This window comes from Pseudomonas sp. CFBP 13602, assembly GCF_014842725.1.
GTDB classification, from domain to species: Bacteria; Pseudomonadota; Gammaproteobacteria; order Pseudomonadales; family Pseudomonadaceae; genus Aquipseudomonas; species Aquipseudomonas baltica.
In genome coordinates, this window is record NZ_JACYVT010000010.1 from 153,405 (window position 1) to 179,623 (window position 26,219).

Below are 26,219 nucleotides of genomic sequence, written 5' to 3' on the forward strand. Positions count from 1 at the left end.
GATCGGATCGATCAATGGTGCTCGCGGGTGGCGCGGAATTTCACGTCTGGCCAGCGTTCTTCCATCAGCGCCAGGTTGACCCGGGTCGGGGCCAGATACGTCAGGTGCCCACCGCCATCGAGGGCCAGGTTTTCCGCAGCCTTGTTGCTGAATTCCTCAAGCTTCTTCTTGTCGGCGCACTCGATCCAGCGGGCGGACCATACGGTGATCGGCTCGTAGGCACATTCCACCTTGTATTCCTCTTTCAGCCGGCTGGCGACCACGTCGAACTGCAGCACGCCGACCGCACCCAGGATGATGTCGTTGCTGCGCTCGGGGAAGAACACCTGGGTGGCGCCCTCCTCGGCCAGCTGCTGCAAGCCCTGACGCAACTGCTTGGACTTGAGCGGATCCTTGAGCCGCACTCGACGGAACAGCTCCGGGGCGAAGTGCGGAATGCCGGTGAAGCCCAGGCTTTCACCCTCGCTGAAGGTATCGCCGATCTGGATGGTGCCGTGGTTGTGCAGGCCAATGATGTCGCCGGCGAAGGCTTCTTCCAGCTGCTCGCGCTCGGAGGAGAAGAACGTCAGGGCGTCGCCAATGCGCAGGTCCTTGCCCGTGCGCACGTGGCGCATCTTCATGCCTTTCTCGTAACGGCCCGAGCAAATGCGCATGAAGGCAATACGGTCACGGTGCTTGGGGTCCATGTTTGCCTGGATCTTGAACACGAAGCCGGTGAATTTCTCTTCCACCGGTTCCACGGTCCGCTCGTTCGCCACTCGCGGCAAAGGGCGTGGCGCCCAGTTCACGACGGCGTCGAGCACATGGTCGACACCGAAGTTGCCCAGCGCCGTACCGAAGAACACCGGCGTCAATTGACCGTTCAGAAACTCGTCCTGATTGAACTCATGGCAGGCACCCTGAACCAGTTCCAGCTGTTCCACGAAACGGTCGTACTCGTCGGCCAGGTGCGCGCGCGCTTCGTCGGAGTCCAGCTTCTCGATGATCTTCACATCGGTGCGCTCGTGGCCATGGCCCGGCGTGTAAACGATGATGTAGTCGTCCGCCAGGTGATAGACGCCCTTGAAGTCGCGATAGCAGCCAATCGGCCAGGTGATCGGCGCGGCCTTGATCTTGAGCACCGCTTCGATCTCGTCGAGCAACTCGATCGGGTCGCGAATGTCACGGTCCAACTTGTTGATGAAACTGACGATCGGCGTGTCGCGCAGGCGGCAGACATCCATCAGGGCAATGGTCCGCGGTTCGACGCCTTTACCGCCGTCGAGCACCATGAGCGCCGAGTCCACTGCGGTCAGGGTGCGGTAGGTGTCTTCCGAGAAGTCTTCGTGGCCCGGGGTGTCGAGCAGGTTGACCATGTGCTCGCGATAGGGAAACTGCATCACGGAAGTCGTGATGGAGATCCCGCGCTGTTTCTCCATTTCCATCCAGTCGGAGGTCGCGTGACGGTCGGACTTGCGCGACTTCACCGTACCGGCCACGGCAATCGCCTTGCCCATCAGCAAGAGCTTCTCGGTGATGGTGGTCTTACCCGCATCCGGGTGGGAAATGATGGCGAAAGTGCGGCGCTTCGCGACTTCGGCGGCCTGTTGGGTCATGGGGGATCGCCTGGCGAGGGATAGAAAATGGGCGCGGATTATAGCCCAGTTCCAAGCGTTGAGGCCACTGTGCGCCACATCGGTTGCGGCCAGGTCTGGGCGCAGGGCTGTGCAATATCTACCACCGCGCAGCGCTGCAGCGCAGGCAACGTATCGCCTCCATCGCAGGGCTCGACACGTCGAAGCCCGCAGCGGTGCCTATTGCCCCTGGAGCTGCCAATGACGACCCCACCACTGCCCTGGTTTCACAGCCGCGCGCTGGCACAACGCTTCATGCGCCACCTTAGCGACTCATCCCACTCACTCCTGACGCCTGAAGGGACTCAATGGTTGCGCCAACTTGCCAAGCCCGAGCGCGATCACCAACCTCAGGCACAAGACGAAATGCGCGTGGACGGGTTGAGCATCATCACCGCGCAAGGAACTGCCGTCGAATTACCCTTGAGCCTGTTGATCAGTACGACGCAGCACGATTGGGTGGCCCACTACCACCCAATCTGCGGCTTGAAGTTGTTCGATGATCGGCGTCGTTTGAAGCGTTACCTGCTGGATCGGTTGGCCAGCCCTGATAACGATCCGGGGCTGAGCTACCTGCTTTCGCAGGCAGAACGTCGGCTGATGCGCCTTGGCGAACTCCACGAGATGCAGGTCACGCTCATGGAAGGGTCGGTGTTCGATACCTTGATGCTGGACATTCAGCATCGTCTGAGTGAGCAGCTACGCGAGTGGCGTCAGTTGTTACTGGATCAACCAAGCTCAGAGGAGCTGGTGAGCAGTGGATCAGAGGCCGCCATGGCCAGTCTGCTCGCCCACTACTGGCGTGAAGGAGCCCCCCGATCAGAGCTGCCCGCCGAACGGCTGACCCGCCACTTGCGCACGCAGCTGATCACTGATCTTGCCCGTACGCAATGGGACGGCACGCTGCCAGCCGTTGAGCATGATCAACTCTGGGCTTGGCTGAAGGGCCAAGTCCAGCCATCGCCTCTTACCGGCTTCATCCTCCATGGATCAACTGCCGAGGGCCGCCAGCAGCCGTTGATCAATACCCTGGTACTGGCCAACGAGAGCGCGGCGGCTGCATGCTACCTGTTCAGCGCCACGAGCGGGCTGGTGCGTTACACCGACCGCTCGGCACTCCTGGCAGCACTGACCGATCTGGGGCAGCGTGCCCAATGGCTGCCCTGCGTACCCAACGCACAACAGCCGACGTTCAAGACACTGCCTATCATTGATATTGAGTTGGTAGCCGAGCCCCCCTCCTCTTTCGGTCTGGCGAGCTACACCCGACGTCTGCTGCAAGTACAGCACTCGATATTGTCCAACAGCCCACCTGCTGCATTCATGGGAGACCGCCACACGCTCTGCGAGCAAGCCCTGGGCCTGCATCAGCGCCTGGCGCCAAGCCTGCAGAGGCTCGCCGCGCCGTTCGCTGCCGACCCACGGGACAGCCCAGCCAGCTTGATGCGCCTCACCGGCGCAGCGCAAACCGACCTGCAAAAACCGCAGCGCGTGGTAAATCATCTGACCGAGCTGCAAATCCAGTACGCCGGCTATCTCAAGCGCGGCCCTGACTTGCGTGTGGCCGCACTTCAAGCCCTGGAGCTGCAATTGGCGTGCATTCTGCCAAATGGACCTCCTGCCCGTTCGCTTTACCTCATGGACTTGGAACGGCCCACTGCCGCAACGTCATGGGTCGCCAGTATCTGGGCAAACGAACCACTCGCCGCCGTTGCTGGCAGGCGTTGGCAGGTATTCACGGTGGTTGCCGAAGGCACACGTCAGGTTCTGAATCAGCTGCCATGCCTGCTGATCGAGCACATCACCAGCCAAGCTCGGCGCAGCCTCTACCGCGAGCTGAAAACTGCACTGAGTCACCGTGAAGCCACCGGGCAGGCCTACCAACGCTCGTTGCGGCGCTGGTTATTCAGTTTCGAATGGGCGCTACTCAAGCAGAGTCGATCAGCGACCTCGCCGCTGGTCGAAGCGTTTCTGCGCGGTGATTCCGTACAGGCTTGGCAGCACAGAAGCGGTCATCCTGCGCAAGCCAATGCCGATGCAATGATGTTGAGCCAGGCAGCCGATGCCAGCGGAACCATTGTGATCTGGGCTCATGAAACGGGCTTTCAACTCTTCGAGTCTCTGGATGCCGCGCATCGTGACGCCATGCAATGGTCTGAGCAGCCGACCGACCTCGGGCCTGGCCTGAGCAACTGGACAGCCTTTGCGGGCGATGCACTGAATACATTGAACAGCCTGGAAAGCTAGGCCCGACAACGAAGTAAGCTGCAAGCCTTCGACCAACTGCGCAACCAAGCATGGCCCTCCGACTCCTTGCCTGCTCTGCTTCGCGAGGCCATGGCGTTCGACAGCCTGCAACGGCAGATGCAGCGCATGGAAGATATGGCACGTGGCCTGGCCGCCAAAGCTGCCCTGCCTGCCTGGTTGCAGCGGGCGGCAGTCGACGACCAGCAGCACTACCTGCGCGTGCTGGGGTTGAATCTGCTGGCCAGCCCGGCCGAAGACGACTATCTGTTCGGCGTTCCTGATATCAGCAGTTATGCCCGCGGCGTGCTGCAGCACCATCTGGACAAAGACTTCACTGCAAAACGCTTCGACTCCGAAGCGATCTTCATCACCACGGCGCGATACGTGCCTGCCTTGGTACCCTCGGGTGAAATTCCTTCCAGCCTTCCCGCCGCCTCGGTCGTGCGGCGACAAAGCCTGATCGAATACGCCTTGAATCACTTCCGGGACTGGGACGACGCCATCGCCCGCATCGAACTGGGTGAGGGCCATGTGGCGCCCGCCGTGTTGAATGCCGACTACTGCCGCCGATTGGTACGGGAGGTGAATCTAGGCTCGCACTATCAGGCCCTGCTCAAACAGACCTTCGACCCCTCAGACCTCGATTACCCTCGCCGGCTAAATTTGTACGCCCGCCAGCTACCGGCGCAGTTGCTGGAGTGCGCCTGGCGAGCCCGGCTCAAGCACAACCTGCCCATGCAGGCGGTCGAACTGGTCACTCGCGTGGCCTGCATGCCGGACCCCATCTTGCGACAGCCGCTGAACGGCCATGTCGTGTTGCTGACCCCGCTGCAATTGATCCCCAAGCCGGGAATGAAACCAGACACGTTGCCCGGCTGCTATCTGTTCAGGGCCGGTGAAGACGGCCCGCTGGTGCTGTACCTGCCCTATGAAGCCACCCATACCCTTCAAGCCTTCGACAGTGGTACGGCCCTGCTTGCCGCCCTTGCCAGCGACACTGCCCTGCAGGCGCGACTGCTCGCGCGCATGCCTGTCAGCCTGCGCCCGCGCTATGCCCATGGCGGCTTCAGCGAGCCGCACCTGGGCCGCGTTGGGGACACCGACTTCACCCTGACGCAGAGCACCTCGACAGGCCCGGAGCTGGCCTGCAACCCTATTGCCGGTAACGCACTGCGGTACCTATTCGTCGAGAACGGCCTTTATCTGCAGGCTCTCGCCGCCACTCAACTGGTTACCACGGAGCAAGTTCGCTGGCAGGCGCTGATCAATGTGATGAGCCTGGCCTGGGAGCAACTGAGCATGTTCCTGCCGGGCAAGGTCGGGCTTGCCGTGGCCGCCTGGCAAGCCGAACTGGCGGTGCTGAACATCGCCCAGAACGTGCAGCACAACAGCTGGGGGCAAACACTGGCGCAGTTGACCTGCGTGCTTGTACAGGGACTGGCGATCAGTCAGGGGATGACGCAGCGTGCACTTCAAGACAACGTACGCGAGCGCTTCTGGCAAACCGTGCGCAGCGCCCCGGAGTACGGCCTGTCACTCGCGCGCTACGAGGCCCCCATCGAAACGCTGCGCACGTTCGTTTTTCAGCCGTCCACGTGCACTTACCTGAACATCCGCGACCAGACGCACTACATCGGCCTCAACGGCAAGGCATATCGCGCTCGCCAGGAACAGGATCGTTGGTACCTGGTCGGGCAGCGCGACGATGAACTAGGCCCTAGGTTGCTGCTGGATACCGAGCAGGCTTGGGTAATCGATCCGGGGCAGAACCTTGCAATCAGTGCTGGCGGCGTACCGAGCAGGCTGGGCAGCCAACTGGTGCGTTGGACGCTGACCCGTGATGAAATCGTCATCCATGCCGTGGGCTGCCGGCAGATCCGCCAATTGCGCCCGCACCGCGCCAGCGTCCTGCACCGGGCCCACCGCGATGCCTTGGGGTATCTGGGCAATGCGTTGGACAGCCTGCGAAGAGCACGGCTGGTCGGTAGCGTGGAAACCCATACCCTGGAAGTGCTCAAGCAGTTCTTCGGCGTCTCTCAGGTCACGGACTCATTGATCGCGCGGGTCCAAGGCGTACTGGAAAAAATGGCCCGGGTCATGGCATCGCACGCCTACTCGCCAGTAACCTCGAGACGCTACGTGATGGCAAGCCGCTTGAGCGCGCAGTCAGCCGTGGGCATTGCCTTCGTATCCGTACAGGATCCACAAGGTCAGATGTTTCTGACAGATGAATTCTTTGATTTTGAGACGGCACGTCTCCTGCCACTCGATCCGAAATACACCATCGCTGAAACGAACGCCCTGAGCAAGGCGATGGTCCTGCTGCATGAGTTCACCCATATTGCATGCAACACCCGGGACATCCACTATATCGAAGCGGCGATGCCCTATGCCGATCGGTTGCAGCCAGGCGTGAGGCGTGCGTGGCTGGAGCGTCAGCACGACGAATCGTTCTCGCACCTCACCCCCAAGCGTAAGTTGTTCATTGTCCGCGACGACACGACCGGGCAGGTGCGCGACATCCTCAACGAAGACCGCAAGGGGCGCGCCCTGATCCTGCGCCTGGTGGGCTCACCCAATCTGGACGACGCACGCCAGCGGTTTCTGATCGACGCTGACATTCGTTCAAAGATCCTGCTGAAGAATGCCGACTCGGTGACGCTGTTGATCTATCGTCTGGGAAATCGCAACCCCCCCTGACGCGGCTCGCGCCGCTGCTACAAACACCGCGAACCCCTGTAGCAGCGGCGCAAGCCGCGTCAAATGCCTTGGGTAACTCCCCCTTGAACGCCATCTCATGCAAGCTTTATGGTCATAAAAGGTGGCCAAATGCTGCCTCACTGTGGGAACCTCTCGCCGCACGGAGACGTCCACTCCCTGATTCGTTGAGTCGTCAGGGGCTGCAAAATCAGCAAGTTAGCCTGACGAGGCTGCGCTTATGGCTCGCACCGCGCGAGCTGCTATTCGCGTCCTACCTGGGCCGACCGCTCGCCCGAGCGCTCATCGCAGGCCCGGTAGGCGCCGACTGAAAAAAGGAGTCCGCCTGTGGCTAATCGCTATGGCAAAGGGCTGTTAGGGGGCGCTGTTATCGTTGCCGTCCTGGCCCTGCTGGTCCACTGGATCGGCATAAGTACCATCGAGCACTACCGCGAAGATCTGATTTTCTACCTGCAAGCGCACCTGATCCTGGTGCTGGTCTCGATGTTTGCCGCACTGCTGGTGGGCATCCCCGCCGGTATCGTGTTGAGCCGACCCAGCATGGTCAAGCGTGCCGAACGCTTCATGCAGATCTTCAACATTGGCAACACCATTCCACCCCTGGCAGTACTCGCCATCGCCCTCGGCATCCTTGGCATCGGCAGTGGTCCTGCAATCTTCGCGCTGTTCCTTGCCTCCCTGTTGCCCATCGTGCGCAACACCTACGAGGGCTTGAAAAACGTCCAGGGCTCGCTCAAGGAAGCCGCCACCGGCATCGGCATGACGCCGCGTCAGGTGCTGTTCAAGGTCGAGCTGCCCAACGCCGTGCCGATCATGGTCGGCGGGGTACGCGTGGCGCTGGCGATCAACGTCGGCACCGCGCCCCTGGCGTTCCTGATCGGCGCCAATAGCCTGGGCAGCCTGATCTTCCCCGGCATCGCCTTGAACAACCAGCCACAACTGTTGCTGGGCGCTGCCTGCACCGCGCTGCTTGCGTTGATCCTGGACGGCATCGTGACCCTGGTCAGCCGCCTGTGGTTCGAACGTGGGCTGACTCGCTGAGCGAAGGAATGAATTCAATGAAAAAGTTAAGCATCGTACTGGGCCTGGCCCTGTTGTGCGCAGGCGTCGTGCACGCCGCAGACAGACCGGTGATCCGCCTCGGCGCCCGGGTGTTCACAGAGCAGACCGTACTGGCAGCCATCACCGCGCAGTACCTGGGCAGCAAAGGCTATGACGTACGCGTCACCGGTGGCCTGGGCAGCAACCTGGCGCGCAGCGCCCAGGAAAGCGGTCAGCTGGACATGCTCTGGGAATACACCGGGGTGTCTCTGGTGTCCTACAACCACATCGACGAAAAACTCGACAGCGCGGCCACCTACGCGCGGGTCAAGCAACTGGACGCCCAGAAAGGCCTGGTGTGGCTGACGCCCTCGCGGTTCAGCAACACCTATGCCCTGGCGCTGCCTGAAGAAGTGGCCAAGGCCTATCCTCAGGTCAACACCATCAGCCAGCTGAACCAGGTGCTGATCGACGAGCCGAAGAAAGGCCATATCCTGGCCCTGGACACCGAGTTCGCCAACCGGTCGGACGGCCTGGTGGGACTGACCCAAACCTACGACCTGAAATTCACCCGCCGTGACATTCGCCAGATGGACGCCGGCCTGGTCTACACCGCGCTGCGCAACGGGCAGGTGTTCACCGGTCTGGTCTACACCACCGACGGGCGTCTGAACGCCTTCAAGCTCAAGCTACTTGAAGACGACCTCGAGTACTTCCCCGACTACACCGCCGCACCGGTGGTCCGTCAGCAGCTGCTCGATGCCCATCCGCAACTGGCTGCGCAGCTCAAGCCCCTGGCCGAAATGCTCGACGATGCCACCATGCGCGAACTCAATGCGCAGGTCGACGTCGAGCACCGCAGCCCGACGGTGGTAGCGGCGGAGTTTCTCAAGGCCCATCCGATCACCGACCAAGCCCAGGAGAAGCCATGAGTTTCCTCGACACCTTCTCCCACCTCGACTGGCCATTGGTGCTGCAACTGACCTGGCAGCACATCACTCTGGTCGGCATTGCAGTCAGCCTGGCCATCGTCTTCGGCGTGCCGATCGGCATCCTGATGACGCGCTTTCCGGCACTGGCGGGGCCTCTGCAGGCCTGCGCCACGGTGCTGCTGACCATTCCCTCGATCGCCCTGTTCGGGCTGCTGCTGCCGTTCTACTCCAAGTTCGGCCAAGGCCTGGGGCCGCTACCGGCCATCACTGCGGTGTTTCTCTATTCGCTGTTGCCGATCCTGCGCAACACCTACCTGGCACTGACCGGCGTCGAGCCCGGCATCCGTGAAGCCGCCAAAGGTATCGGCATGACCTTCGGCCAGCGCCTGCGCATGGTCGAGCTGCCCATCGCGGTACCGGTCATCCTCGCTGGCGTGCGCACCGCCGTGGTGATGAACATCGGTGTCATGACCATTGCTGCCACCATCGGCGCCGGCGGCCTGGGCGTTCTCATCCTCACCTCCATCAGCCGCAGCGATATGTCGATGCTCATCGTCGGCGCCGTGCTGGTCAGTGTCCTGGCGATCATCGCCGACCTGCTCCTGCAATGGCTGCAACGCGCCCTGACCCCCAAAGGATTATTGAAATGATCGAACTTCAGAACCTGACCAAGACCTTCCACAGCAACGGCAAGGAAGTCAAAGCCGTCGACGCGGTAAGCCTGACCGTCAACGAAGGCGAGATCTGCGTATTCCTCGGGCCGTCGGGCTGTGGCAAGAGCACCACGCTGAAAATGATCAACCGATTGATCATGCCAACCTCCGGCAAAGTCCTGATCAACGGCGAAGACACCACCGGCCTGGACGAGGTCACCCTGCGTCGCAACATCGGCTATGTCATCCAGCAGATCGGCCTGTTCCCCAACATGACCATCGAGGAGAACATCACCGTGGTCCCGCGCCTGCTCGGCTGGGACAAGAAGCGCTGCGCCGAGCGTGCCCGCGAACTCATGAGCATGATCAAGCTGGAGCCCAAGCAATACCTGCACCGCTATCCGCGCGAACTCTCGGGCGGCCAGCAACAGCGCATCGGCGTGATCCGTGCCCTGGCCGCCGAAGCGCCGCTGCTGCTGATGGACGAGCCGTTCGGCGCGGTCGATCCGATCAATCGCGAAATGATCCAGAACGAGTTCTTCGAGATGCAGCGGGCCTTGAACAAGACCGTGATCATGGTCAGCCATGACATCGACGAGGCCATCAAGCTGGGCGACAAGATCGCCATCTTCCGCGCCGGCAAGCTGCTGCAGATCGACCATCCCGACACGCTGCTGGCCCATCCGGTGGACGACTTCGTCAGCAACTTCGTCGGCCAGGACAGCACGCTCAAGCGCCTGCTGCTGGTCAAGGCCGAAGACGCCGCCGACAATGCGCCTTCGGTGAGCCCGGAAACGCCGGTGGCCGATGCGCTGGAATTGATGGACGAACACGACCGCCGCTACGTCGTGGTGACCGATGCGCAGAACAAGGCCATGGGTTATGTTCGCCGACGCGACCTGCATCGCCAGGCCGGCAGCTGCGTCGACTTCCTGCGCGAGTTCAACGCCACGGCTGCCTATGACGAGCACCTGCGCATCCTCTTGTCGCGCATGTACGAGTTCAACCGCTCGTGGCTGCCGGTGCTGGACGCCGAGAACGTATTCCTCGGCGAGGTGACCCAGGAATCGATCGCCGCCTACCTCAGCTCAGGCCGTTCGCGTGGCATGAAAACCAGCATCGTCTCCCCGGCCGAAACCGCCCAGGCCTGACACGCACTCACCCGCAGGAGCGGTCCGCGGCCGCGAAAGCCGTCCCGCGGTCCATCAGACAGACCGCATCGACTGCTTCGCGGCCAATGACCGCTCCTACGAACTGCACACGCACTCACCCGTAGGAGCGGTCCCTTCGCCCTACCCCAGATTGAACCGCGCCGTATTCTCGCTCAGCACTCGGCTCCCCTGCCCCAGTCGATCCGCCGCCTGGTTCACCGCCCGCGCGCCATCGAGCAGACGCACCGCCGCCTGGTCCACCTGCTGAATGTTGCTGCTCACCTCATCTGCCGTGGCCGCCTGCTCTTCCACCGCCGTAGCGATCTGAGCCAGGGTATCTGTCACCCCTTGCACCGCCCCGGCAATCTCACCCAGGCGCTCACCCAGGCCCATGACCGACTGCGCATCGACCTGCGCCTGGCCACACGCGGCCTGCATCAGCTCCACGGCCTGCTTGACCGTCGAGCGCAGGCTTTCCACCGTACCGGCAATCTGCCCAGTCGAAGCCTGGGTGCGCTGTGACAGGCTGCGTACCTCGTCGGCCACCACTGCAAACCCGCGCCCCTGCTCGCCCGCCCGCGCCGCCTCGATGGCCGCATTGAGCGCCAGCAGATTGGTCTGTTCGGCAATGCCGCGAATCGCATCCACCACCGACTGAATCTGCTGGCCCTGCTCGCTGACACGGCCCAGGGCCTGCGCCGTGTCGTTCAAGCGCTGGTTGAGCTGCTGAATACTGGCCGTCGTGCGCTGGCTGTCACGGCTGCTGTCCTCGGCGATCTGCCGGGTCTGCTGGGCGCTGCCCGAAGCCAGTTCGCAACTGCGCGCCACGCCCTGCGAGGTGGCCGCAAGCTCGGTGGCGGCCGCAGCGATCTGACTGATCTGCTGTTGCTGCGCCTCGACCTCGTCGAGCGTGCCGCTGGATTGGCTGTTGAGCGTCACCACCGCCTGGCTCAGTTGCACGGTTTCGTGGTTGACGCCCAGCAGGCTGCCACGCAACTGCACCACGGCAGCATTGAGCGCCGTACTGATCGCCGCCAGCTCATCGCGCCCCTGCACCGCCACCTGCACACTCAGGTCACCGTCGCGCAGCGATTGCGCCAAGGTGGTAATGCCACTGGCGCTGCGGCGGATCGATGCTTGCAGGCACACGAACAGGTACAGCGCCGCCAACAGCAGCAGGGCGAACACCGTCGCGCCCGGAATCAGCTGGCGAACGGCCTGGTCATGATAATGATCCAGGCGCACCTCCAACGACATCAGCGACTCGTGACGCAAACCGTTCAGGGCGCCGAGCATGCTGTCCACACTGCTTTCGAACTGGGCCGCAGACAGCTTGATGTCGCCGCCGAACAGATTGTCATCCAGACGCTTCAACTCACCGTCCAATGTACCCAGTGCCTGCTGATACTGCTCGTCCCAGCCGCGCAGTTGCTGCGGCAGGCGTTGCTGCAGCGTGCCACCGGCTTTCACCAGTTGCTCGCGCGCATCATTGATACGGCTGCGCAGGTCACGCATCTGCAAACGACTCTGCAGGCTGAATTGCCCGGCGACCAGGGAGGACTGGCCAATGCTGCCCAGACGCCCCACACGCTCGATCAGATCAGGGGCTTGCTGAGTGGCGATCTGCATCAACAGATAGCTTTCGCGCCACGGATCGACGATCAACCCGCTGGCCATGGCGATCTGCTCGCGCAACACCTGCACCGACGTCAGCGCCGCCGTGAAACGATCGTATCCATCGGGCCACCAGCCCACCTGGCGCAGGCTTGCCAAGTCGAGGCCCTTGGTCGCGGTTTGCACCGTTTGCATTCGCTCCAGAGTGTCGGCAGGGGCCTTCTCGTGTGCCAGCTCAGCGGCCAGTTTATCGAGCGATGCCTGAATTCCCGGTGCGGCCGCCTCCAACGCCGCGATCGCGGCCTGGGCCTGGGGCGTCGGCTGACGCTGGATATCCACCGCCTTCCAGCGCGCGGCACGATTGCGCTGCGCCGAGAGTTGCGCATCCAGGCTGTCGAGCGCCAGTAACTGATGCACGCCGCTGCGCTCGGCATCGATCACCGCCAGCCGGTCGCGAAAATCCTCGCCCAGCAACCACAGGCTGCCGACCAGCGGCAGCATGAACAAGAGAAACAGCAGCTGAAACTTGCGGGCGAAACCATAGCGACCCAGCAACCGGATACCCGGCGACAACAAAGCATGCATGTCCGACAGCTCCACGGAGAATGCAGGTACCTACGGAAACGTGGCGCCAGCAAAATGCCACTGCAGCAAGATTCAGACCAACAGACTTTCTCCACCATTACTTGCAGCGCGGATCACGCCCCATCGGCTGCGGCTTCGCTTTGGTGCACCGACCCACCCGCGCATGCCTCCAATGAGTGCAGCAGTTGTGTAACCGGAAGTGGCAAGCAGGCCGCAGCGCAGTACCCAGGGCGCATGCACAGCCGCTTCGTCGATATGGCCCGGAACCTGCTACAGGCAAACCGCAAAAGCTGACCAAGCAGTTATGTTTCAGCACACGGCCAACGCTCGATCGGGCTTGCTCGCTACACACACCGTCGCCGCACGATCCACGGCGCCCATCGCCCCAGGGGAGCAACATGCTGGACTCATTTTTCAAGCTGAAAGCGCACAACACCACCGTGCGCACGGAAATCCTCGCCGGGGTCACCACGTTCCTGGCCATGGCCTACATCCTGTTCGTCAACCCCAGCATTCTTGGCGAAACCGGCATGGACAAGGGCGCACTGTTCGTGGCCACCTGCCTGGCCGCCGCCATCGGCTCGGCGATCATGGGCCTGATCGCCAACTACCCGATTGCCCTGGCACCGGGCATGGGCCTCAATGCGTTCTTCACCTACACCGTGGTCCTGCACCTGGGCCATAGCTGGCAGGTTGCACTGGGTGCGGTCTTCATATCAGCGGTGTGTTTCTTCCTGCTGTCGATCTTCCGCATCCGTGAATGGATCATCAACAGCATTCCCCTGCCGCTGCGGTCGGCCATCGCTGCGGGCATCGGCCTGTTCCTCGCACTCATTGCGCTGCAAAATGCCAAGATCGTGGTTGCCAACCCGGCCACTCTGGTCGGCATGGGTGATCTGTCGAAACCCGAACCGGTACTGGCGATCCTCGGCTTCTTCATCATCGTCGCACTCGAGGCACTCAAGGTCCGTGGCTCGGTGCTGATCGGCATCCTGCTGATCACCGTGGTGTCGATCCTGCTTGGAGTAACCCCGTTCGGGGGTGTGGTATCAATGCCGCCGTCACTGGCGCCGACCTTCCTGCAACTCGATATCAAGGGCGCATTCGATGTGGGCCTGATCAGCGTGATCTTCGCCTTCCTGTTCGTCGATCTGTTCGACAACTCCGGTACCTTGATCGGCGTGGCCAAGCGCGCCGGCCTGATGGGCCAGGATGGCCACATGCCGAAAATGGGCCGCGCCCTGATCGCCGACAGCACCGCAGCGCTGGCCGGCTCGTTGCTCGGCACTTCGACCACCACCAGCTATATCGAATCGGCCGCCGGCGTCAGCGCTGGCGGCCGTACCGGCCTGACCGCCATCGTGGTCGCCGTGCTGTTCCTGCTCGCGCTGTTCTTCGCGCCCCTGGCCGGCAGCGTTCCGGCATTCGCCACCGCGCCCGCCCTGCTGTTCGTAGCCGTGCTGATGGCATCTGGGCTGGCAGAGGTCGACTGGGACGACATCACCGTCGCCGCCCCGGTCCTGGTGACTGCCCTGGCCATGCCGCTCACCTACTCGATCGCCAACGGCATCGCCTTCGGCTTCATTACCTGGACAGCGGTCAAACTGCTGAGTGGCCGGTGGCGCGAACTCAATTCGGCACTGGTCGTGTTGTCGATCATCTTCGTCATCAAGCTGGGCTGGTTCGGTGGCTGATCGCCGCACTGCGCACGCCCTCGCACGCCACGCGCAGCCTAAGCGTTTGATCGCACGCATAAATATTTTGCAAAGGGGTGTTGACACAATTTCGTTTCAGGCGAATAATGCGCGCCACTTGGCTACATAGCTCAGTTGGTTAGAGCATAGCATTCATAATGCTGGGGTCCGGGGTTCAAGTCCCTGTGTAGCCACCAAGTACGATCCACAGATGTCTACAGCAGTCTGTGAGTCACCTCAAGAAGCCCGCCTCGTGCGGGCTTTCTTGTTTCTGGTTGTCTGGCAAGGTTTCTGGTTGTCTGGCAAGCCAAGCGGATTACCAGCGATACGCCACGGTCCCCAGCACCGTGCGCTCATCACCCCAATAGCAGCGACCGGCATTGTTGCAGCCCGACACGTATTCCTTGTCGAACACGTTCTTCGCGTTCACGTCCACCGACCAATGCTTGTCGATGTCATACCCTATCAAGGCGTCAACCAGCGTCACATCGCCCGCCTTCAGCTTGCCGTACAGTGTCGGCGCGGTGTAGGCAAAGGTACTGTCGAAATAGCGCACGCCGCCGCCCAGGCGTAAACCGCTCAGCGCACCTTCCAGGAAGCGATACGTCATCCAGGTTGACGCCTGATTGCGCGGAATGCCCGTCAGTTGACGATCCTCGAACAATGACCCCGGCGCATCCTTGGTAACTCGCGCATCGGTGTAGGTGTACGACGCGACCAAGCTCAGATTACGCGTTACATCACTATTGACCTCAAGCTCGACGCCTTTGGACTCGCTCTTGCCAACTTGCTGGCTGAAACCGTTGCTGCCTGCGACTACGTCGCGAGATTTGGTCAAATCGAAAACCGCAGCGCTGAAGGTGGTATTCCAGCCCGCGGGCTCGAACTTCAGACCCACTTCATACTGTTCGCTGAGGATCGGATCGAGCAGATCGCCGTTGGGCTGCGACGATTGCTGTACAGGCGTGAATGCAGTGGAATAGCTGACGTAGGGAGAGATACCGTTTTCGAACTGGTACATCACGCCCGTCTGCCAGCTGAACCGATGATCCCAACCGTCAAGATCCGTGGCCGCTACCGCTGCGCTGCCTGGGCGAGCCGCGCTGGCACGGTTGCGGTATTGGCTCTGTACCCAGTCCTGACGCCCGCCCAGCAGGAAAATCCAATTATCGTACTTGCTTTGCAATTGCCCATACGCACCGTACATGTGCTGATCGAGCTGGGAATTCTGCACGTATTGCGAGGCATTGGGTTGCACCGGCGAAAACACCGGCCGGAATACATTGTAAGTACCGCCCAGGCCTGCGTTCCAATCCTGATTGAACGAGGTACGGTCGTAACTGGCGCCCAGCAATACCGTATTATCCAGCGCCCCCGAAGTGAAGTGCCCTTCGAATTGGTTGTCCACCGAATAAGTGATCGACTTGTTGTCGCGATCATACGCAGTGCTGCTCAATATACTTCCGAAGCCAGCCTGATTCAGATTGTTCGGCCAGGTTTCATGGCGGTTCAAACGTGATTCCATGTAGCGCGAGTTCTGCCGGAACTGCCAGACTTCGTTGATCTGATGGCTGAACTCGTAACCCAGGGTCCAGGTTTCGCGCTCGAAGTCGTCCCAGCTTGGGTTGCCGTTGAACTGGTCCTTGCCGATCTTGCCATTGACGTTGTTGAGCAGCGTTCCTGCAGCCGGATAGCCCAGCAGCAGTTTGGTGCGGTCGCGCTGGTAGCTGGACAGCAGGGTCAGTGCCGTGTCCTGGTTGAAATTGAAAGTCATCGACGGCGCGATGTAGAGGCGGTCGTCCGGCACCGAGTCGACTTGCGTATCGGCATTGCGGCCCAGCATCACCATTCGTCCCAGGATACGGTTATCGTCCGTCAACGGGCCGGATACATCGATCCCAAGCTGGCGCCTGTTATTGCTGCCATAGGTGAATTTCGCTTCGCCTTGCGCAGTTTCGGTCGGCTTCTTGCTCACCAGATTGACCAATCCGCCGGGCGCATTCTCACCATAGAGAATCGAGCTGGGGCCTCGAAAGATTTCGGTACGTTCCAGGCCATAGGGCTCGGTCGTGGTGTCGTAGCGGTTGCCTTGCAGGCGTAGACCATCCTTCAGTAACCCGTAGCCATAGTCCGTGGCGTTGTAACCTCGGATGGAAAACAGATCACCGGCCAGGCCGTCACCGACAGCGAAAGGTGGAGCGAAGATACCCGGTACGTAACCAAGAATGTCGGTCAGGGTCTGCGAGCCCTGGTCTTGAATGCGTTGACGCGTTACCACCGAGACCGAACGCGGAGTCTCGGACAAAGGCGTGCTGGTTTTGGTACCCGCGGTGCTGTTGCGTACCTGATAGCCCACTGTCTGCTGGCTTTCCGGTGCTTGTTCGGTAATGACCAGGTCTTGCAATTGCAGCGCTGTGCCCTTGCTCACAGGCCTGGCCGGTGCTTCCTCGGCACAGACCATCGCCTGCCAACCAAATGTGGCAACAACCAAAGCCAAAGAATTCATGCCGAGATTCATCTTGTTATTGCAAGCCATCTACCTTCCCCTCCCCTGAAGATCCCGCGAAAGCTAGCCCATTTTGTAACGGTATATCTCGGGGCGGAAATTAACATAGAGTGATTTGCATTAACATTATTGTTATCGAATAAAAAGCGCCCCAAACAACTTGAGGGGTAGGGGTGCGCTTTTTTTCGCGCACCCACTTTCGCCCATCTCTAAGTTGCTACCATGACCGTCATTTCCCACCCGGAGGTCTACATGCGCGCAACCGTGCTGGTGCTGGTCGAAACCATCAACGACTACGTGTCGATTCTCGAAGATCAAGGCTACGAGCTGATCATGGCGCCCTCACCGGCAGCCCGCGCAGAGGCCATCGAGCAACACGCTGATCGCATCAATGCGGTGCTCACACGCGGGCCACTGGGTCTGACGGCAGATGAAATGGCAGCGCTGCCCAAACTGCGCATCATCTGTGTGCTCGGTGCGGGTTACGAGAACGTTGACCTGCCAGCCGCCAAGGCACACGGCCTGACCGTGACCAATGGGGCCGGAGTCAATGCATCGTCGGTGGCAGATCACACCCTGGCGCTGCTGCTGGCACTGATGCGCGACATCCCCGGCGCCGATGCGTCGGTGCGCCGAGGCGAATGGGCCAAGACCATGCGCCCGTCGGTGGCCGGCAAGCGTCTGGGCATTATCGGGCTGGGCGCTGTTGGCCTGGCAATCGCCAAGCGCGCCGCATTGGGTTTCGACATGAGCGTGCAGTACCACAATCGCAGCCCGCGCGATGATGTCGATTATGGCTATTGCGCAAACCCGACGGACCTGGCTGCGGTCAGTGACATCCTGATAATTGCCACGCCCGGCGGCGCGCAGACACGCGCCATCGTCAACGCCGGCGTACTGGCAGCACTCGGTCCACAGGGTTATCTGGTCAATATCGCCCGTGGCAGCGTCGTGTCGACGCCCGATCTATTGGACGCTCTGCAAAGGCAGGCCATCGCGGGTGCTGCGCTGGACGTCTTCGACGATGAGCCCAACGTACCTGATGCGTTGAAAACGCTGCGCAATGTGGTCCTGACGCCTCACGTGGCCGGCCTTTCTCCCGAAGCCACGCAAGACACGGTGAAGATGGTCGAACGCAACCTGACTGCGTTCTTCGCCGGCGAGCCTGTGTTGACGCCAGTCCAGCTCTGAAACGTGTGGGAGCGGAGCGGGCGGCGAGCCCGCTGCTCCCCAGCCTCATACAGTGATCAGATCACCCCACAGGCCATCCGCGCCGCACCACCGCCCAACGGCGCCGGTGAATCGGCGTGGTTGTCACCACCGGCGTGCACCATCAGTGCATGCCCTTCCACTTCGCTGAGCTTTTTCAAACGCGGGGCCAGCACGGGATACGTTGCGGTACCGTCGGCGTTCACGTAGATCGCCGGCAAGTCACCCAAGTGTCCCTTCGCATCGTAAGGTCCCAGGTGCTTGCCGGTCTTCTGTGGATCGAAGTGCCCGCCTGCCGCTTCCGCCGCCGACATCTTGCCGTCTTTCATCGCCGACGCGCAGCTGCCGTTGGCATGCACATGGAATCCATGCACGCCTGCGGGCAGCGACTTCAGCTGCGGAGTGAACTGCAGGCCATAGGCCGTTTCCTCGATCATCACCGTGCCGATCGGCTGGGGTGCGCCCTCGGCGCTCACCAGGTTGATCTGGACTTCCTTGGATGCCGCATTGGCGCTACCGATCGACATCGCTGCCATCAGTGCCAGCCAGCCATAAGACTTCATGGTGCCTCCCTCGCTTCGCGTTTGATTACCGAAAAGGCCACGACCCAAGCCGTCGCCCATCCGATTCAGAACCCGAATGCGGCTCACTCGTTCCTGGCCATCAATCCAGCGCGCGCAAACGATACTGTGGTGGCAACTGATCGAAGCCACTGATGGTCACATCCAGGCTCTTCCAGCGGCCGTCCTTGATGCCATAGATACAGCCATGCACCGACAGCTCCTGGCCACGGTGCCAGGCGTTCTGGACAATACTGGTGTGCCCCACGTTGGCCACCTGCTGAATCACGTTGAGTTCGCACAATCGGTCGACCTGCTCTTCTTCGGTAGGCAGGGTCGCCAGCGTTTTGCGGTGCTCGTAATACAGGTCGCGAATGGTCCGCAGCCAGCCATCGATCAGCCCCAGCTGACGATCCTGCATCGCCGCACGAACACCGCCGCAGCCATAGTGACCGGTGACCAGAATGTGTTTGACCTTGAGCACGTCGACTGCGTACTGAATCACCGACATGCAGTTCAGATCGGTGTGCAGCACCACGTTGGCAACGTTGCGGTGGACGAACAGATCGCCCGGCAACATGCCGACGATCTCGTTGGCCGGCACGCGCGCGTCCGAGCACCCGATCCAGAGGAATTCAGGTGTCTGCTGGCGTGCTAGTTTGGCGAAGAACTCCGGATCCTCTTCCTTGATCGCCTCGGCCCAGCGCGCGTTGTTGTCGATCAGTTCCTGTAGATCATGCATGTTCAAGCCTCAAGAATGATTTGGATTATGACTGGCCAGCGCCGCACAAGGTCACGGTCGGTCCCGACAAATCACGCTGAATCTTTCCACTCGTACGGGGGTCAACCCTATCTAGACACACATCAGAGGATTGCCGTAATGACTGATTCCCATCGCCCCTACGATGCCCCACAACCCGCTGCGATCGATGACATTGAAGACCGCATGGGCCAGGTTCGAGAGCTGGATTTCGATGACGCCGACGGTCCCACCGGCAGGATCGGCGACACCATTCCTGCCGATGAGCTGGAGCATCTGGTGCCTGACGAACGCGCCCGCGAAGCAGGACTGACCGGCGCTTCGATGGATGACCACAATCCGACCGACGACGACATGAGCCCCGAAACACTGATCCGTGAGGATGGCGCACGTTCGCCCGATGAGCCAGGCGACAGCGGACCCGCTGATCAGGAACTTAGCCTCGTCGATGAAGACGACATCGGTGGCGGCGATGGCCTGGATGAAGAAGAACTGGCGCTGATCGACCCACTCGATGGTAAACGCTGAGTCCAGCATGCCTACCGATCACTGCCCGAAGCAATTTCGGGCGGTGACTGCAGCTGCTACTCGAACAAGGTACAGGCCATCACCAGCGCGTCTTCGCGCCCCCCGGCCACTGGATAGTAGTCGCGCCGCTTGCCGATCTCATTGAAACCATAGCGTTCGTACAAGCGATACGCCGACTGGTTACTGGCTCGCAGTTCCAGAAAGCATTCACGCCCGCCCAGCTCGTAGGCACGCGTCATCAGCCGCTCGAGCAACTGCAAGCCCAGTCCACGGCCCTGGTTTTCAGGCTTCACGGTGATGTTCAGCAGATGGGCTTCGTCGATGATGACGTTGAGCACGCCATGCCCCACCTGTTGCTGCCCGTCGAACATCAACCAGATCTCGTAGGACTTCAGGCCGTCCAGAAAGATACCCCGCGTCCACGGATGGGAGTAGGCAGCGAATTCGATCTTCAGTACGGCATCCAGATCCGCCTCGGTCATTCGCCGAAAGCTTACGGTATCACTCATCACGGTTTTTCCAACGCGGTATCAAACGGCGCATGGCTTGCCACACGGCCGCCTTGCGCTCGGGTTCATCCATCAACAACTCAAGGCCCGGCAACGCCCAGGCGGCGCCAAGCCCCTCCACCTCCAACTCTCGGTTGTAGTCTTCGGCATTGGCCCGCCCGGCAAAACGAATCGCCGGCAGCCCGACCAGCCACAGGCAGGTGCACGGCGCCTGTTCTAGCTGAGCCATGACGAAGCCTTGAACGAAATCGCAGGCTGCATCCGGCCCCTGGTCCAATTGACCGCGCTGCAGCAGCGGCCAGCGGATCGGTTCGCCCAGAATCTGTGGCGCATCGGGCAAACCGGCAGCACGCAGCATGTCCTTGAGCAGGAGATAGGAAGGGTCGCGACTCTGGAACGCCTGCCCCGTGGCCAGTTCCACCAGCACCACGCAGGGCCCGGCGCGCAACACCTGAAGGGCGAAGCGCGGCGGAAGATTCGCTGGCTTGGCGACCGGCGCCTCCACGGCCACCTCGGCCACGGCTGCCACGGCCGGGCGTATGCTGCCCGGCCGTGGCACCTCGATCTTGAGCCGCTGCACCTTGGAAGGTTCGGGCCTGGCTGGCTCCACTGCTGATGGCACGATCGGCAGCGCTGCCGCCGCCCCTTGATCCACAGCCTGCACTGGCAGCGGCGACGCCTCGACATGCTCCAGCAGGCTGGCACACGATGGCGCTGCGAACGGCAGTTCGGTGCGGGGCAGCCAGTGCACTACCTGCATGGCGTCAAGGTAGGCGCGGCGACGGGACTCGTTGAGCAAAAGGTCAGCCATCTGTGGGTAAGTCGAGGCGGTGGATTCTACCGATGTTCGACACAATGTGCCGCCAAGTTTTGCGCACGCCGTCGCCCGCAGCGCAAATACCCGCCTCGTCATGCAGTACAATCGCGACCCTTTTACTGGCATGAGTCGACCAGCCGATGATCGAACCCAAGCGCGTGCTGCGCGCCCTCGCCGACCACTGGGCCCTCCTGGAGCCGCTGTGCGAGCACTTCGACCAAGGCACCCTGAGCCTCGTCGAACTGCGCCAGCAACTGGCTGCCCAGCGCCTGGAAAGCACTGCCCAAGAGATCACCAGCCTGCTCGACACGTGGATCCGGCTGGACATCCTCGTACCTGTCGCAAAAAGCCCCAACCGCTTCGAGCTCAATGCGCAGATCCACGACTTTCTTGCCTACCTGCGCCGCGAGCACCGGCTGGGTCTGTGCCTGGAGATCGAAGCCTACCTGCGCCACCTCGAACGCCTGGCCGGACACATCCAGGATGCATTCGACATCCGCGATGGCAACGACCTGGCGCGGCAACTGCGGCTGCTCGACATGCGCGTGCGTGATGTCCTGAAGAAACTGGCGAATGACGAACAGGCCCTGGTCGCCGTGGCCGAGCGGGCCAAGACCCGCGACCGCCAGGTAGCCCTGCGCCAACGCTACGCCGAGGTACTGGCGACCTGGGACGAATACGTCGAACCGATGATCCAGCTGGTCAACGCCGATGGCGCATTCGAACAAGGCGTGCGCAAGGTCGAAAACGTCCTGCTGCGCCTGCTCGGTGAACAGCAACGCCTCGGTCATCTGGTCGACGACGACATGCTGCTGCGTACCCACGCGCGCATTCTCGAAATGCAGACCTGCGCTCAACTGACCTTGCGCCACGCCCGCGAGCTGCTGTTGCCACTGCGCGAGGAAGCACGTCGGCACAACGCCGTGACCCGCGGCGCGGCCCTCGCGCTTTCGGCCATCCGCCGCAAGGGCCTGGACGCCGTGCCGCAAGCCGCCCTGCCGTTGTTCAGCCGCCCGCAAAGCACATTCCTGGGCAGCGCCAGCCAAGTCGAGGCCTACGTCTACGCCCTGGCCCGCTTCGAAGCCAAGCCGGCGCCCTTTCCCAAGGCGCACAAGAGCGACACGGAAGGCACCCAGCGCGCACCCCGTACCGTCAAGGAAATGCTCGAACGCTGCGAAAATGCCCTGCCGATGCCCGACCTGATGCTCTGGCTTCTCGACCAGGAACCCGATGGCGCCACCGACGACCTGCTGTACTGGTTCTCACGCCTCTCGCGTGACAAACGCTTTGCCCGACAGCGCCTCGAACGCCGCGACTACCACACCCGCGAGCATCAGCTCAGCCTGCGCTCCTTCGCCCTGCATTCCAGCGCCGAGCCCGCCATCGCGGCCGCCTCGGCACACTCCGCGAGCACTGATCATGCATCTTGACCTGAACGAACTGACCCATCTGGCGCCGATTTTCCGCGAACTGCTCAAAGGCTTCCACATCAGCCGCCGCGATCCCGAGTTGTACTCACAGTTGTCCAATCTCCAGGACCTCTACCGTGGCCTGTTCAAGGCCCTGGGCTACGAGCTGGTGTGCGACACCCGCGGCTTCTACTACTTCGTGCCCGAGCAGGCCGCCGCGCAAGTCAACAAAACTGCCCAGCGCCTTTCCCTGTTTACCTTCATCCTGGTCGAGCACCTGGCTGACCAAGGCCGTGATCCGATCGCTGTGCTGGATGGCGGAAGCCTTGGCCGCGATGAGCTGCCGGCGCTTCTGGACAAGTACCGCGACCTGTTCCTGCAGGCCGAAGTGCAGACCCAGGAAGAACTGGAAGAGAAGATTCTCCGACGCATGACCCAACTGGGCTTCACCGCCGAAGACAACGGCATCTACCGCTTCCTGGCGCCGATGCATCGGTTTCTCGACGTGTGCCTTTCCGTGCAGCAGGACCGCGACCTTGCCGCCAGCCTGCACAGCGCTTTGCCCCTGCCGGTGCCGATGCTTGTCGACGACGATAGCGACGACAGCACCGACGAACAGGCCTTGGCCCGTGCAATAGCCCAGGAACGAGAGGAGTTCGACACATGACTCAGGAACGCTACGGCATCCGCCGCTTCGCCCTGCTCAATACCGCAGGCTACAGCCTCGGACTGTTTCCGCTGGAGCAGCCGCTGTCGGTCTACGGTGCCAACAACCTGGGCAAGAGTGCCTCGATCAATGCGCTGCAGTTTCCGATTCTGGCGCGCATGTCCGACATGAGCTTCGGCAAGTACACGCTGGAACAATCGCGACGCTTCTATTTTGCGACCGATACCAGCTACATCCTTTGCGAAGTCGTCCTGGCTCACGGCCCCCACGTGATTGGCGTGGTCGGTCGCGGCCCCGGCGGGGGTTTCGGACATCAGTTCTTTGCCTACGCGGGTGAACTGGACCTTGCCCACTATCAACAGGACGGAACCTGCCTGCGTCAGAAGGAGCTGTTCGGCAACCTGGAACGCCAGGGACTGAAAGCCTATGAGCTCAAGCCCGAGGAACTGCGCCGCCTACTGGTGGGCGGTCACACCAGCGTACCGCTCGACCTGACCCTGATTCCGTTGCGTTCGACCAGCGAGCAGAGCCTCAAGACCTTTCGCGCGCTGTTCATCAACCTGCTGCACATGCGCGAAATCACCGCGGCGAAACTCAAGCAATTGTTCCTCGATGCGTTCGAGCACAGCCTGCGTTCAGGTAGCGTCGACTACATCGCCGCCTGTGAAGAAGCCTTCCGCGACGTGCGCCGCATGGAGCAGGACTACAACGCCCTGGTCACTGCCGGCCCGCTAGTCGAGGCACTGGCCAATGGCGTCGCCCAGCGTGACGTGCTGCGCGGCAAACTGCACCGCCTGTCACCCCTGCTCGACGGCCTGCTCGGTACCTGGCAGGACTACGCCGGGGCACGCAAGGAAGAGCTGGTCATCCAGTCCGAACACTACCGCAACGAACAGGATGTGCTACAGTTGAATCAGCGCGGCAGCACACAGGAGCTCATGCGCCTGGAGCGCGAAATCTCGACCATCCAACGCTGGCTCGGCGAACTCTCGGTCCTCAAGAACCGCTTCGCGCTGGTCACCGACGTGCGCATGCTGGAGCAGCAGTTGCTGGCTGCCAAGGATGCCCACGACGAGCTGGCCGGTGCCCTGGCCCACTCCCGGCAGTTCAGCGCACAAGACCTGCAGGAGCGCGTCGGCGATATCGAACGACGCCTCAAGTCCATCCGCCAGCAACTGGAACATGCCGACAACAACAGCTACGCCCGTCTGCGCGAGGAGTTCTCGCAACAGGATGTCGACCGGCTGATGCGCCTGTTCAACGGCGCCCTGTTCAGCCTGCCCGTGGGGCCACACGGTCTCGTTCTGCAGGACGGCAACGCATGGGTCGATGCAGTGCAGACCGTGCTCGACCGCTTCAAGGGCGATCGCTTCGAACTGCCAGGCATGTCCATCGACCTTTCAACCATCGAGCCGCCTGTGCTGCAGGCGTTGGTCGATCGTGCCGCACTGCGTGAGCAGAGTGCACGTCTGGAAAAGGAGTTGCAGCAGCTCAAGACCCAGCAAGGCGTGGCGGCCGACCTGTCAGCCAGCAAATCTCGATCCGAGACGCTGTATCAGCAGGTCCTGGATGCGCAGAAGGCCTTGGAAGACTACCGCCGTACCCAAACCCTGAGCGTCGAGGAACAGGACAAGCTCGAGCAGCTGGCCCAACTCGAGGCCGCTCAGGATGAACTGGCACGGGCAAGTGACGCTTTCACCGAAAGGGTCCGACAACTGTCGGCCAAACTGCAACTGGTGGGCCGGCAAATCGCCGATCTGGAAAGCAAGCAGCGCACCTTGGACGACGCCCTGCGCCGCCGCCACCTGCTACCCGCCGATCTGCCCTTCGGTACGCCCTTCATGGAGCAGGTCGACGACTCGATGGACAACCTGCTGCCCCTGCTCAATGACTATCAGGACAGCTGGCAAGGCCTGCAACGTGTCGATGGACAGATCGAAGCCCTGTACGCCCAGGTGCGCCTCAAGGGCGTGGCCAAGTTCGACAGCGAAGACAACGTCGAGCGACGCCTGCAGCTGCTGATCAACGCCTATGCCCATCGCACCGACGAGGCCCTGACCCTGGGCAAGGCGCGTCGTGCCGCGGTCACTGACATCGCCCGAACCCTGCGCAACATTCGCAGCGACTACGACAGCCTCGAACATCAACTGGCCCTGTTCAACCGCGAGATCAACAAGCGCCAGGTGTCCAACCTGCAAAGCTTCCGCATCGTGTTGGCACCCAACAAGGATGCCCTCAAGCACATCGACCAGATCATCCACAGCGCAGGCCAGTACGAAGAAGGCGAGACCCTGTCCGTGTTCGACCTCAACCAGAGTGTCGAGCAGGACAGCAAGAACGAGGAGGCGAAGGAGTATCTGGCCCGCATGGTCGCGGCCAACCACAACCAACTCGGCCTCAAGGACCTGTTCGAGCTGGCCTTCGAAATCACCAAGGTCAACGGTCAGCCGGTCATCCACACGGACATCGATGGCGCAGCGTCCAATGGCACCACCATGACCATCAAGGCGCTGACCAACATGTACCTGTTGCTGCACCTGATGGACCGCGACCAGGCCGGCCGGATTCGTCTGCCTTACTACTTGGATGAGGCCGCCGACATCGACGAGCGCAATCAGGCGGCCCTGCTCGAAACCAGCCAGCAGTTGGGTTTTACCCCGATTCTGGCCAGCGTAAAGCCGCAGGTATCCGCCCATGTCGCCATCGACCTTGAAGGCGGCAGCAGTAGTGACGGCATCTACATTGATGAAACCGACTGGAAATTCATCCGCCGCCACGACGAGTTGACCAAAGCGGTTGCGGCACTTGAAGCCGAGGTCAGTCAATAGACCAAAGGTTCAGACCAAGCCCCGCCGCTGCGGGGCTTTTTCATGGCCCGCTGTTGGCATTCGACGCTTCAGGGACGCGCGAAAAACAAAGGCCGGAAAAGACAAAACCCCTACCTGCTTGCGCAGATAGGGGTTTCGGAATTGAATCTTGACGATGACCTACTCTCACATGGGGAAA

At 61.6% G+C, this 26,219-nt stretch carries 19 protein-coding genes, 1 tRNA gene and 1 pseudogene; 13 read left to right on the forward strand and 8 right to left on the reverse strand.

From position 1 onward, the window contains the following. Positions 1 to 11: 11 nt before the first annotated feature. A complete protein-coding gene (locus IFU31_RS19980; RefSeq protein ID WP_122479646.1) occupies positions 12 to 1,595 on the reverse strand; it encodes a peptide chain release factor 3 in 1,584 nt (527 codons plus the stop codon). Between the two features lie 219 nt (positions 1,596 to 1,814). Here IFU31_RS19980 and IFU31_RS19985 point away from each other — a divergent pair, with 219 nt between their 5' ends. The 6 genes from IFU31_RS19985 (at position 1,815) to IFU31_RS20010 (ending at position 10,355) form a co-directional block, all read left to right on the forward strand. Further along, complete coding sequence (locus tag IFU31_RS19985) at positions 1,815 to 3,860, forward strand: hypothetical protein (protein ID WP_192104333.1); 2,046 nt, start codon at positions 1,815 to 1,817, stop codon at positions 3,858 to 3,860. Between the two features lie 66 nt (positions 3,861 to 3,926). Continuing rightward, positions 3,927 to 6,560 carry a dermonecrotic toxin domain-containing protein gene (locus IFU31_RS19990; RefSeq protein ID WP_192104335.1) on the forward strand — a complete coding sequence of 878 codons (2,634 nt, stop codon included), beginning with the start codon at positions 3,927 to 3,929 and terminating at the stop codon, positions 6,558 to 6,560. Between the two features lie 345 nt (positions 6,561 to 6,905). Next, entirely contained in the window at positions 6,906 to 7,619 is a 714-nt protein-coding gene (locus tag IFU31_RS19995) for an ABC transporter permease subunit (RefSeq protein ID WP_192053466.1), read from the forward strand. A gap of 17 nt (positions 7,620 to 7,636) precedes the next feature. Next, positions 7,637 to 8,551 (forward strand): glycine betaine ABC transporter substrate-binding protein, encoded by a 915-nt coding sequence (locus tag IFU31_RS20000; RefSeq protein WP_122479649.1) that lies wholly within the window; start codon positions 7,637 to 7,639, stop codon positions 8,549 to 8,551. Next, entirely contained in the window at positions 8,548 to 9,201 is a 654-nt protein-coding gene (locus IFU31_RS20005) for an ABC transporter permease (protein ID WP_122479650.1), read from the forward strand. Before IFU31_RS20000 ends, IFU31_RS20005 begins: the two co-directional genes overlap by 4 nt. Beyond that, complete coding sequence (locus IFU31_RS20010; protein ID WP_122479651.1) at positions 9,198 to 10,355, forward strand: osmoprotectant ABC transporter ATP-binding protein OsmV; 1,158 nt, start codon at positions 9,198 to 9,200, stop codon at positions 10,353 to 10,355. The genes IFU31_RS20005 and IFU31_RS20010 overlap by 4 nt, the downstream gene beginning before the upstream one ends. Before the next feature lie 141 nt (positions 10,356 to 10,496). Here the strand turns inward: IFU31_RS20010 and IFU31_RS21940 are convergent, their stop codons facing one another. Together IFU31_RS21940 and IFU31_RS21945 are read right to left on the reverse strand one after the other, a co-directional pair. Then, positions 10,497 to 11,360 (reverse strand): methyl-accepting chemotaxis protein, encoded by an 864-nt coding sequence (locus IFU31_RS21940; RefSeq protein ID WP_425311995.1) that lies wholly within the window; start codon positions 11,358 to 11,360, stop codon positions 10,497 to 10,499. Continuing rightward, positions 11,358 to 12,554, reverse strand: a pseudogene (locus IFU31_RS21945) (HAMP domain-containing protein); the annotation flags it as partial. The gene IFU31_RS21940 and the pseudogene IFU31_RS21945, both read right to left, overlap by 3 nt. A gap of 398 nt (positions 12,555 to 12,952) precedes the next feature. Between IFU31_RS21945 and IFU31_RS20020 the strand changes: the two are divergent. Then, positions 12,953 to 14,248, forward strand: coding sequence for an NCS2 family permease (locus tag IFU31_RS20020; protein WP_192104337.1), 1,296 nt, complete (start codon positions 12,953 to 12,955; stop codon positions 14,246 to 14,248). Positions 14,249 to 14,368: 120 nt separating this feature from the next. Beyond that, positions 14,369 to 14,445: transfer RNA gene (locus IFU31_RS20025), tRNA-Met, on the forward strand. Positions 14,446 to 14,564: 119 nt separating this feature from the next. Here IFU31_RS20025 and IFU31_RS20030 read toward each other — a convergent pair. Then, positions 14,565 to 16,754, reverse strand: coding sequence for a TonB-dependent siderophore receptor (locus tag IFU31_RS20030; protein WP_446731045.1), 2,190 nt, complete (start codon positions 16,752 to 16,754; stop codon positions 14,565 to 14,567). Between the two features lie 252 nt (positions 16,755 to 17,006). On the opposite strand from IFU31_RS20030, the gene IFU31_RS20035 reads away from it, so the two are divergent. Next, positions 17,007 to 17,945, forward strand: coding sequence for a 2-hydroxyacid dehydrogenase (locus IFU31_RS20035; protein ID WP_192104360.1), 939 nt, complete (start codon positions 17,007 to 17,009; stop codon positions 17,943 to 17,945). Between the two features lie 56 nt (positions 17,946 to 18,001). Here the strand turns inward: IFU31_RS20035 and sodC are convergent, their stop codons facing one another. Both sodC and can read right to left on the reverse strand, forming a co-directional pair. Further along, positions 18,002 to 18,526, reverse strand: a complete 525-nt coding sequence (gene sodC / locus IFU31_RS20040; RefSeq protein WP_122479656.1) for a superoxide dismutase family protein — start codon at positions 18,524 to 18,526, stop codon at positions 18,002 to 18,004. A 100-nt stretch (positions 18,527 to 18,626) separates the two neighbouring features. Next, entirely contained in the window at positions 18,627 to 19,265 is a 639-nt protein-coding gene (gene can / locus IFU31_RS20045; RefSeq protein ID WP_122479657.1) for a carbonate dehydratase, read from the reverse strand. A gap of 138 nt (positions 19,266 to 19,403) precedes the next feature. Here can and IFU31_RS20050 point away from each other — a divergent pair, with 138 nt between their 5' ends. After that, positions 19,404 to 19,811 (forward strand): serine kinase/phosphatase, encoded by a 408-nt coding sequence (locus IFU31_RS20050; protein ID WP_122479658.1) that lies wholly within the window; start codon positions 19,404 to 19,406, stop codon positions 19,809 to 19,811. Between the two features lie 56 nt (positions 19,812 to 19,867). Here the strand turns inward: IFU31_RS20050 and rimI are convergent, their stop codons facing one another. Both rimI and IFU31_RS20060 read right to left on the reverse strand, forming a co-directional pair. Continuing rightward, positions 19,868 to 20,320: a ribosomal protein S18-alanine N-acetyltransferase gene (gene rimI / locus IFU31_RS20055; protein ID WP_192104342.1), complete on the reverse strand. Its 453-nt coding sequence runs from the start codon at positions 20,318 to 20,320 to the stop codon at positions 19,868 to 19,870. Further along, positions 20,313 to 21,119, reverse strand: a complete 807-nt coding sequence (locus IFU31_RS20060) for an energy transducer TonB (protein WP_192104362.1) — start codon at positions 21,117 to 21,119, stop codon at positions 20,313 to 20,315. The genes rimI and IFU31_RS20060 overlap by 8 nt, the downstream gene beginning before the upstream one ends. Positions 21,120 to 21,277: 158 nt before the next feature. Between IFU31_RS20060 and mksB the strand changes: the two genes are divergently transcribed. The 3 genes from mksB to mksF are packed head-to-tail and all read left to right on the forward strand — an operon-like array spanning position 21,278 to position 26,041. Beyond that, positions 21,278 to 22,567: an Mks condensin complex protein MksB gene (mksB, locus tag IFU31_RS20065; RefSeq protein ID WP_192104344.1), complete on the forward strand. Its 1,290-nt coding sequence runs from the start codon at positions 21,278 to 21,280 to the stop codon at positions 22,565 to 22,567. Next, entirely contained in the window at positions 22,557 to 23,213 is a 657-nt protein-coding gene (mksE, locus tag IFU31_RS20070) for an Mks condensin complex protein MksE (protein WP_122800586.1), read from the forward strand. The genes mksB and mksE overlap by 11 nt, the downstream gene beginning before the upstream one ends. Continuing rightward, positions 23,210 to 26,041, forward strand: coding sequence for an Mks condensin complex protein MksF (gene mksF / locus IFU31_RS20075; RefSeq protein ID WP_192104347.1), 2,832 nt, complete (start codon positions 23,210 to 23,212; stop codon positions 26,039 to 26,041). The genes mksE and mksF overlap by 4 nt, the downstream gene beginning before the upstream one ends. Positions 26,042 to 26,219: the final 178 nt, after the last annotated feature.

Bases quoted from the DNA above. Each gene is read 5' to 3' on its own strand.
- IFU31_RS19980 (WP_122479646.1), bottom strand. From the start codon at position 1,595: ATGACCCAACAGGCCGCCGAAGTCGCGAAGCGCCGCACTTTCGCCATC.
- IFU31_RS19985 (WP_192104333.1), top strand. From the start codon at position 1,815: ATGACGACCCCACCACTGCCCTGGTTTCACAGCCGCGCGCTGGCACAA.
- IFU31_RS20000 (WP_122479649.1), top strand. From the start codon at position 7,637: ATGAAAAAGTTAAGCATCGTACTGGGCCTGGCCCTGTTGTGCGCAGGC.
- IFU31_RS20005 (WP_122479650.1), top strand. From the start codon at position 8,548: ATGAGTTTCCTCGACACCTTCTCCCACCTCGACTGGCCATTGGTGCTG.
- IFU31_RS20010 (WP_122479651.1), top strand. From the start codon at position 9,198: ATGATCGAACTTCAGAACCTGACCAAGACCTTCCACAGCAACGGCAAG.
- IFU31_RS20020 (WP_192104337.1), top strand. From the start codon at position 12,953: ATGCTGGACTCATTTTTCAAGCTGAAAGCGCACAACACCACCGTGCGC.
- IFU31_RS20030 (WP_446731045.1), bottom strand. From the start codon at position 16,754: ATGAATTCTTTGGCTTTGGTTGTTGCCACATTTGGTTGGCAGGCGATG.
- IFU31_RS20035 (WP_192104360.1), top strand. From the start codon at position 17,007: ATGCGCGCAACCGTGCTGGTGCTGGTCGAAACCATCAACGACTACGTG.
- sodC (WP_122479656.1), bottom strand. From the start codon at position 18,526: ATGAAGTCTTATGGCTGGCTGGCACTGATGGCAGCGATGTCGATCGGT.
- can (WP_122479657.1), bottom strand. From the start codon at position 19,265: ATGCATGATCTACAGGAACTGATCGACAACAACGCGCGCTGGGCCGAG.
- IFU31_RS20050 (WP_122479658.1), top strand. From the start codon at position 19,404: ATGACTGATTCCCATCGCCCCTACGATGCCCCACAACCCGCTGCGATC.
- rimI (WP_192104342.1), bottom strand. From the start codon at position 20,320: ATGAGTGATACCGTAAGCTTTCGGCGAATGACCGAGGCGGATCTGGAT.
- mksB (WP_192104344.1), top strand. From the start codon at position 21,278: ATGATCGAACCCAAGCGCGTGCTGCGCGCCCTCGCCGACCACTGGGCC.
- mksE (WP_122800586.1), top strand. From the start codon at position 22,557: ATGCATCTTGACCTGAACGAACTGACCCATCTGGCGCCGATTTTCCGC.
- mksF (WP_192104347.1), top strand. From the start codon at position 23,210: ATGACTCAGGAACGCTACGGCATCCGCCGCTTCGCCCTGCTCAATACC.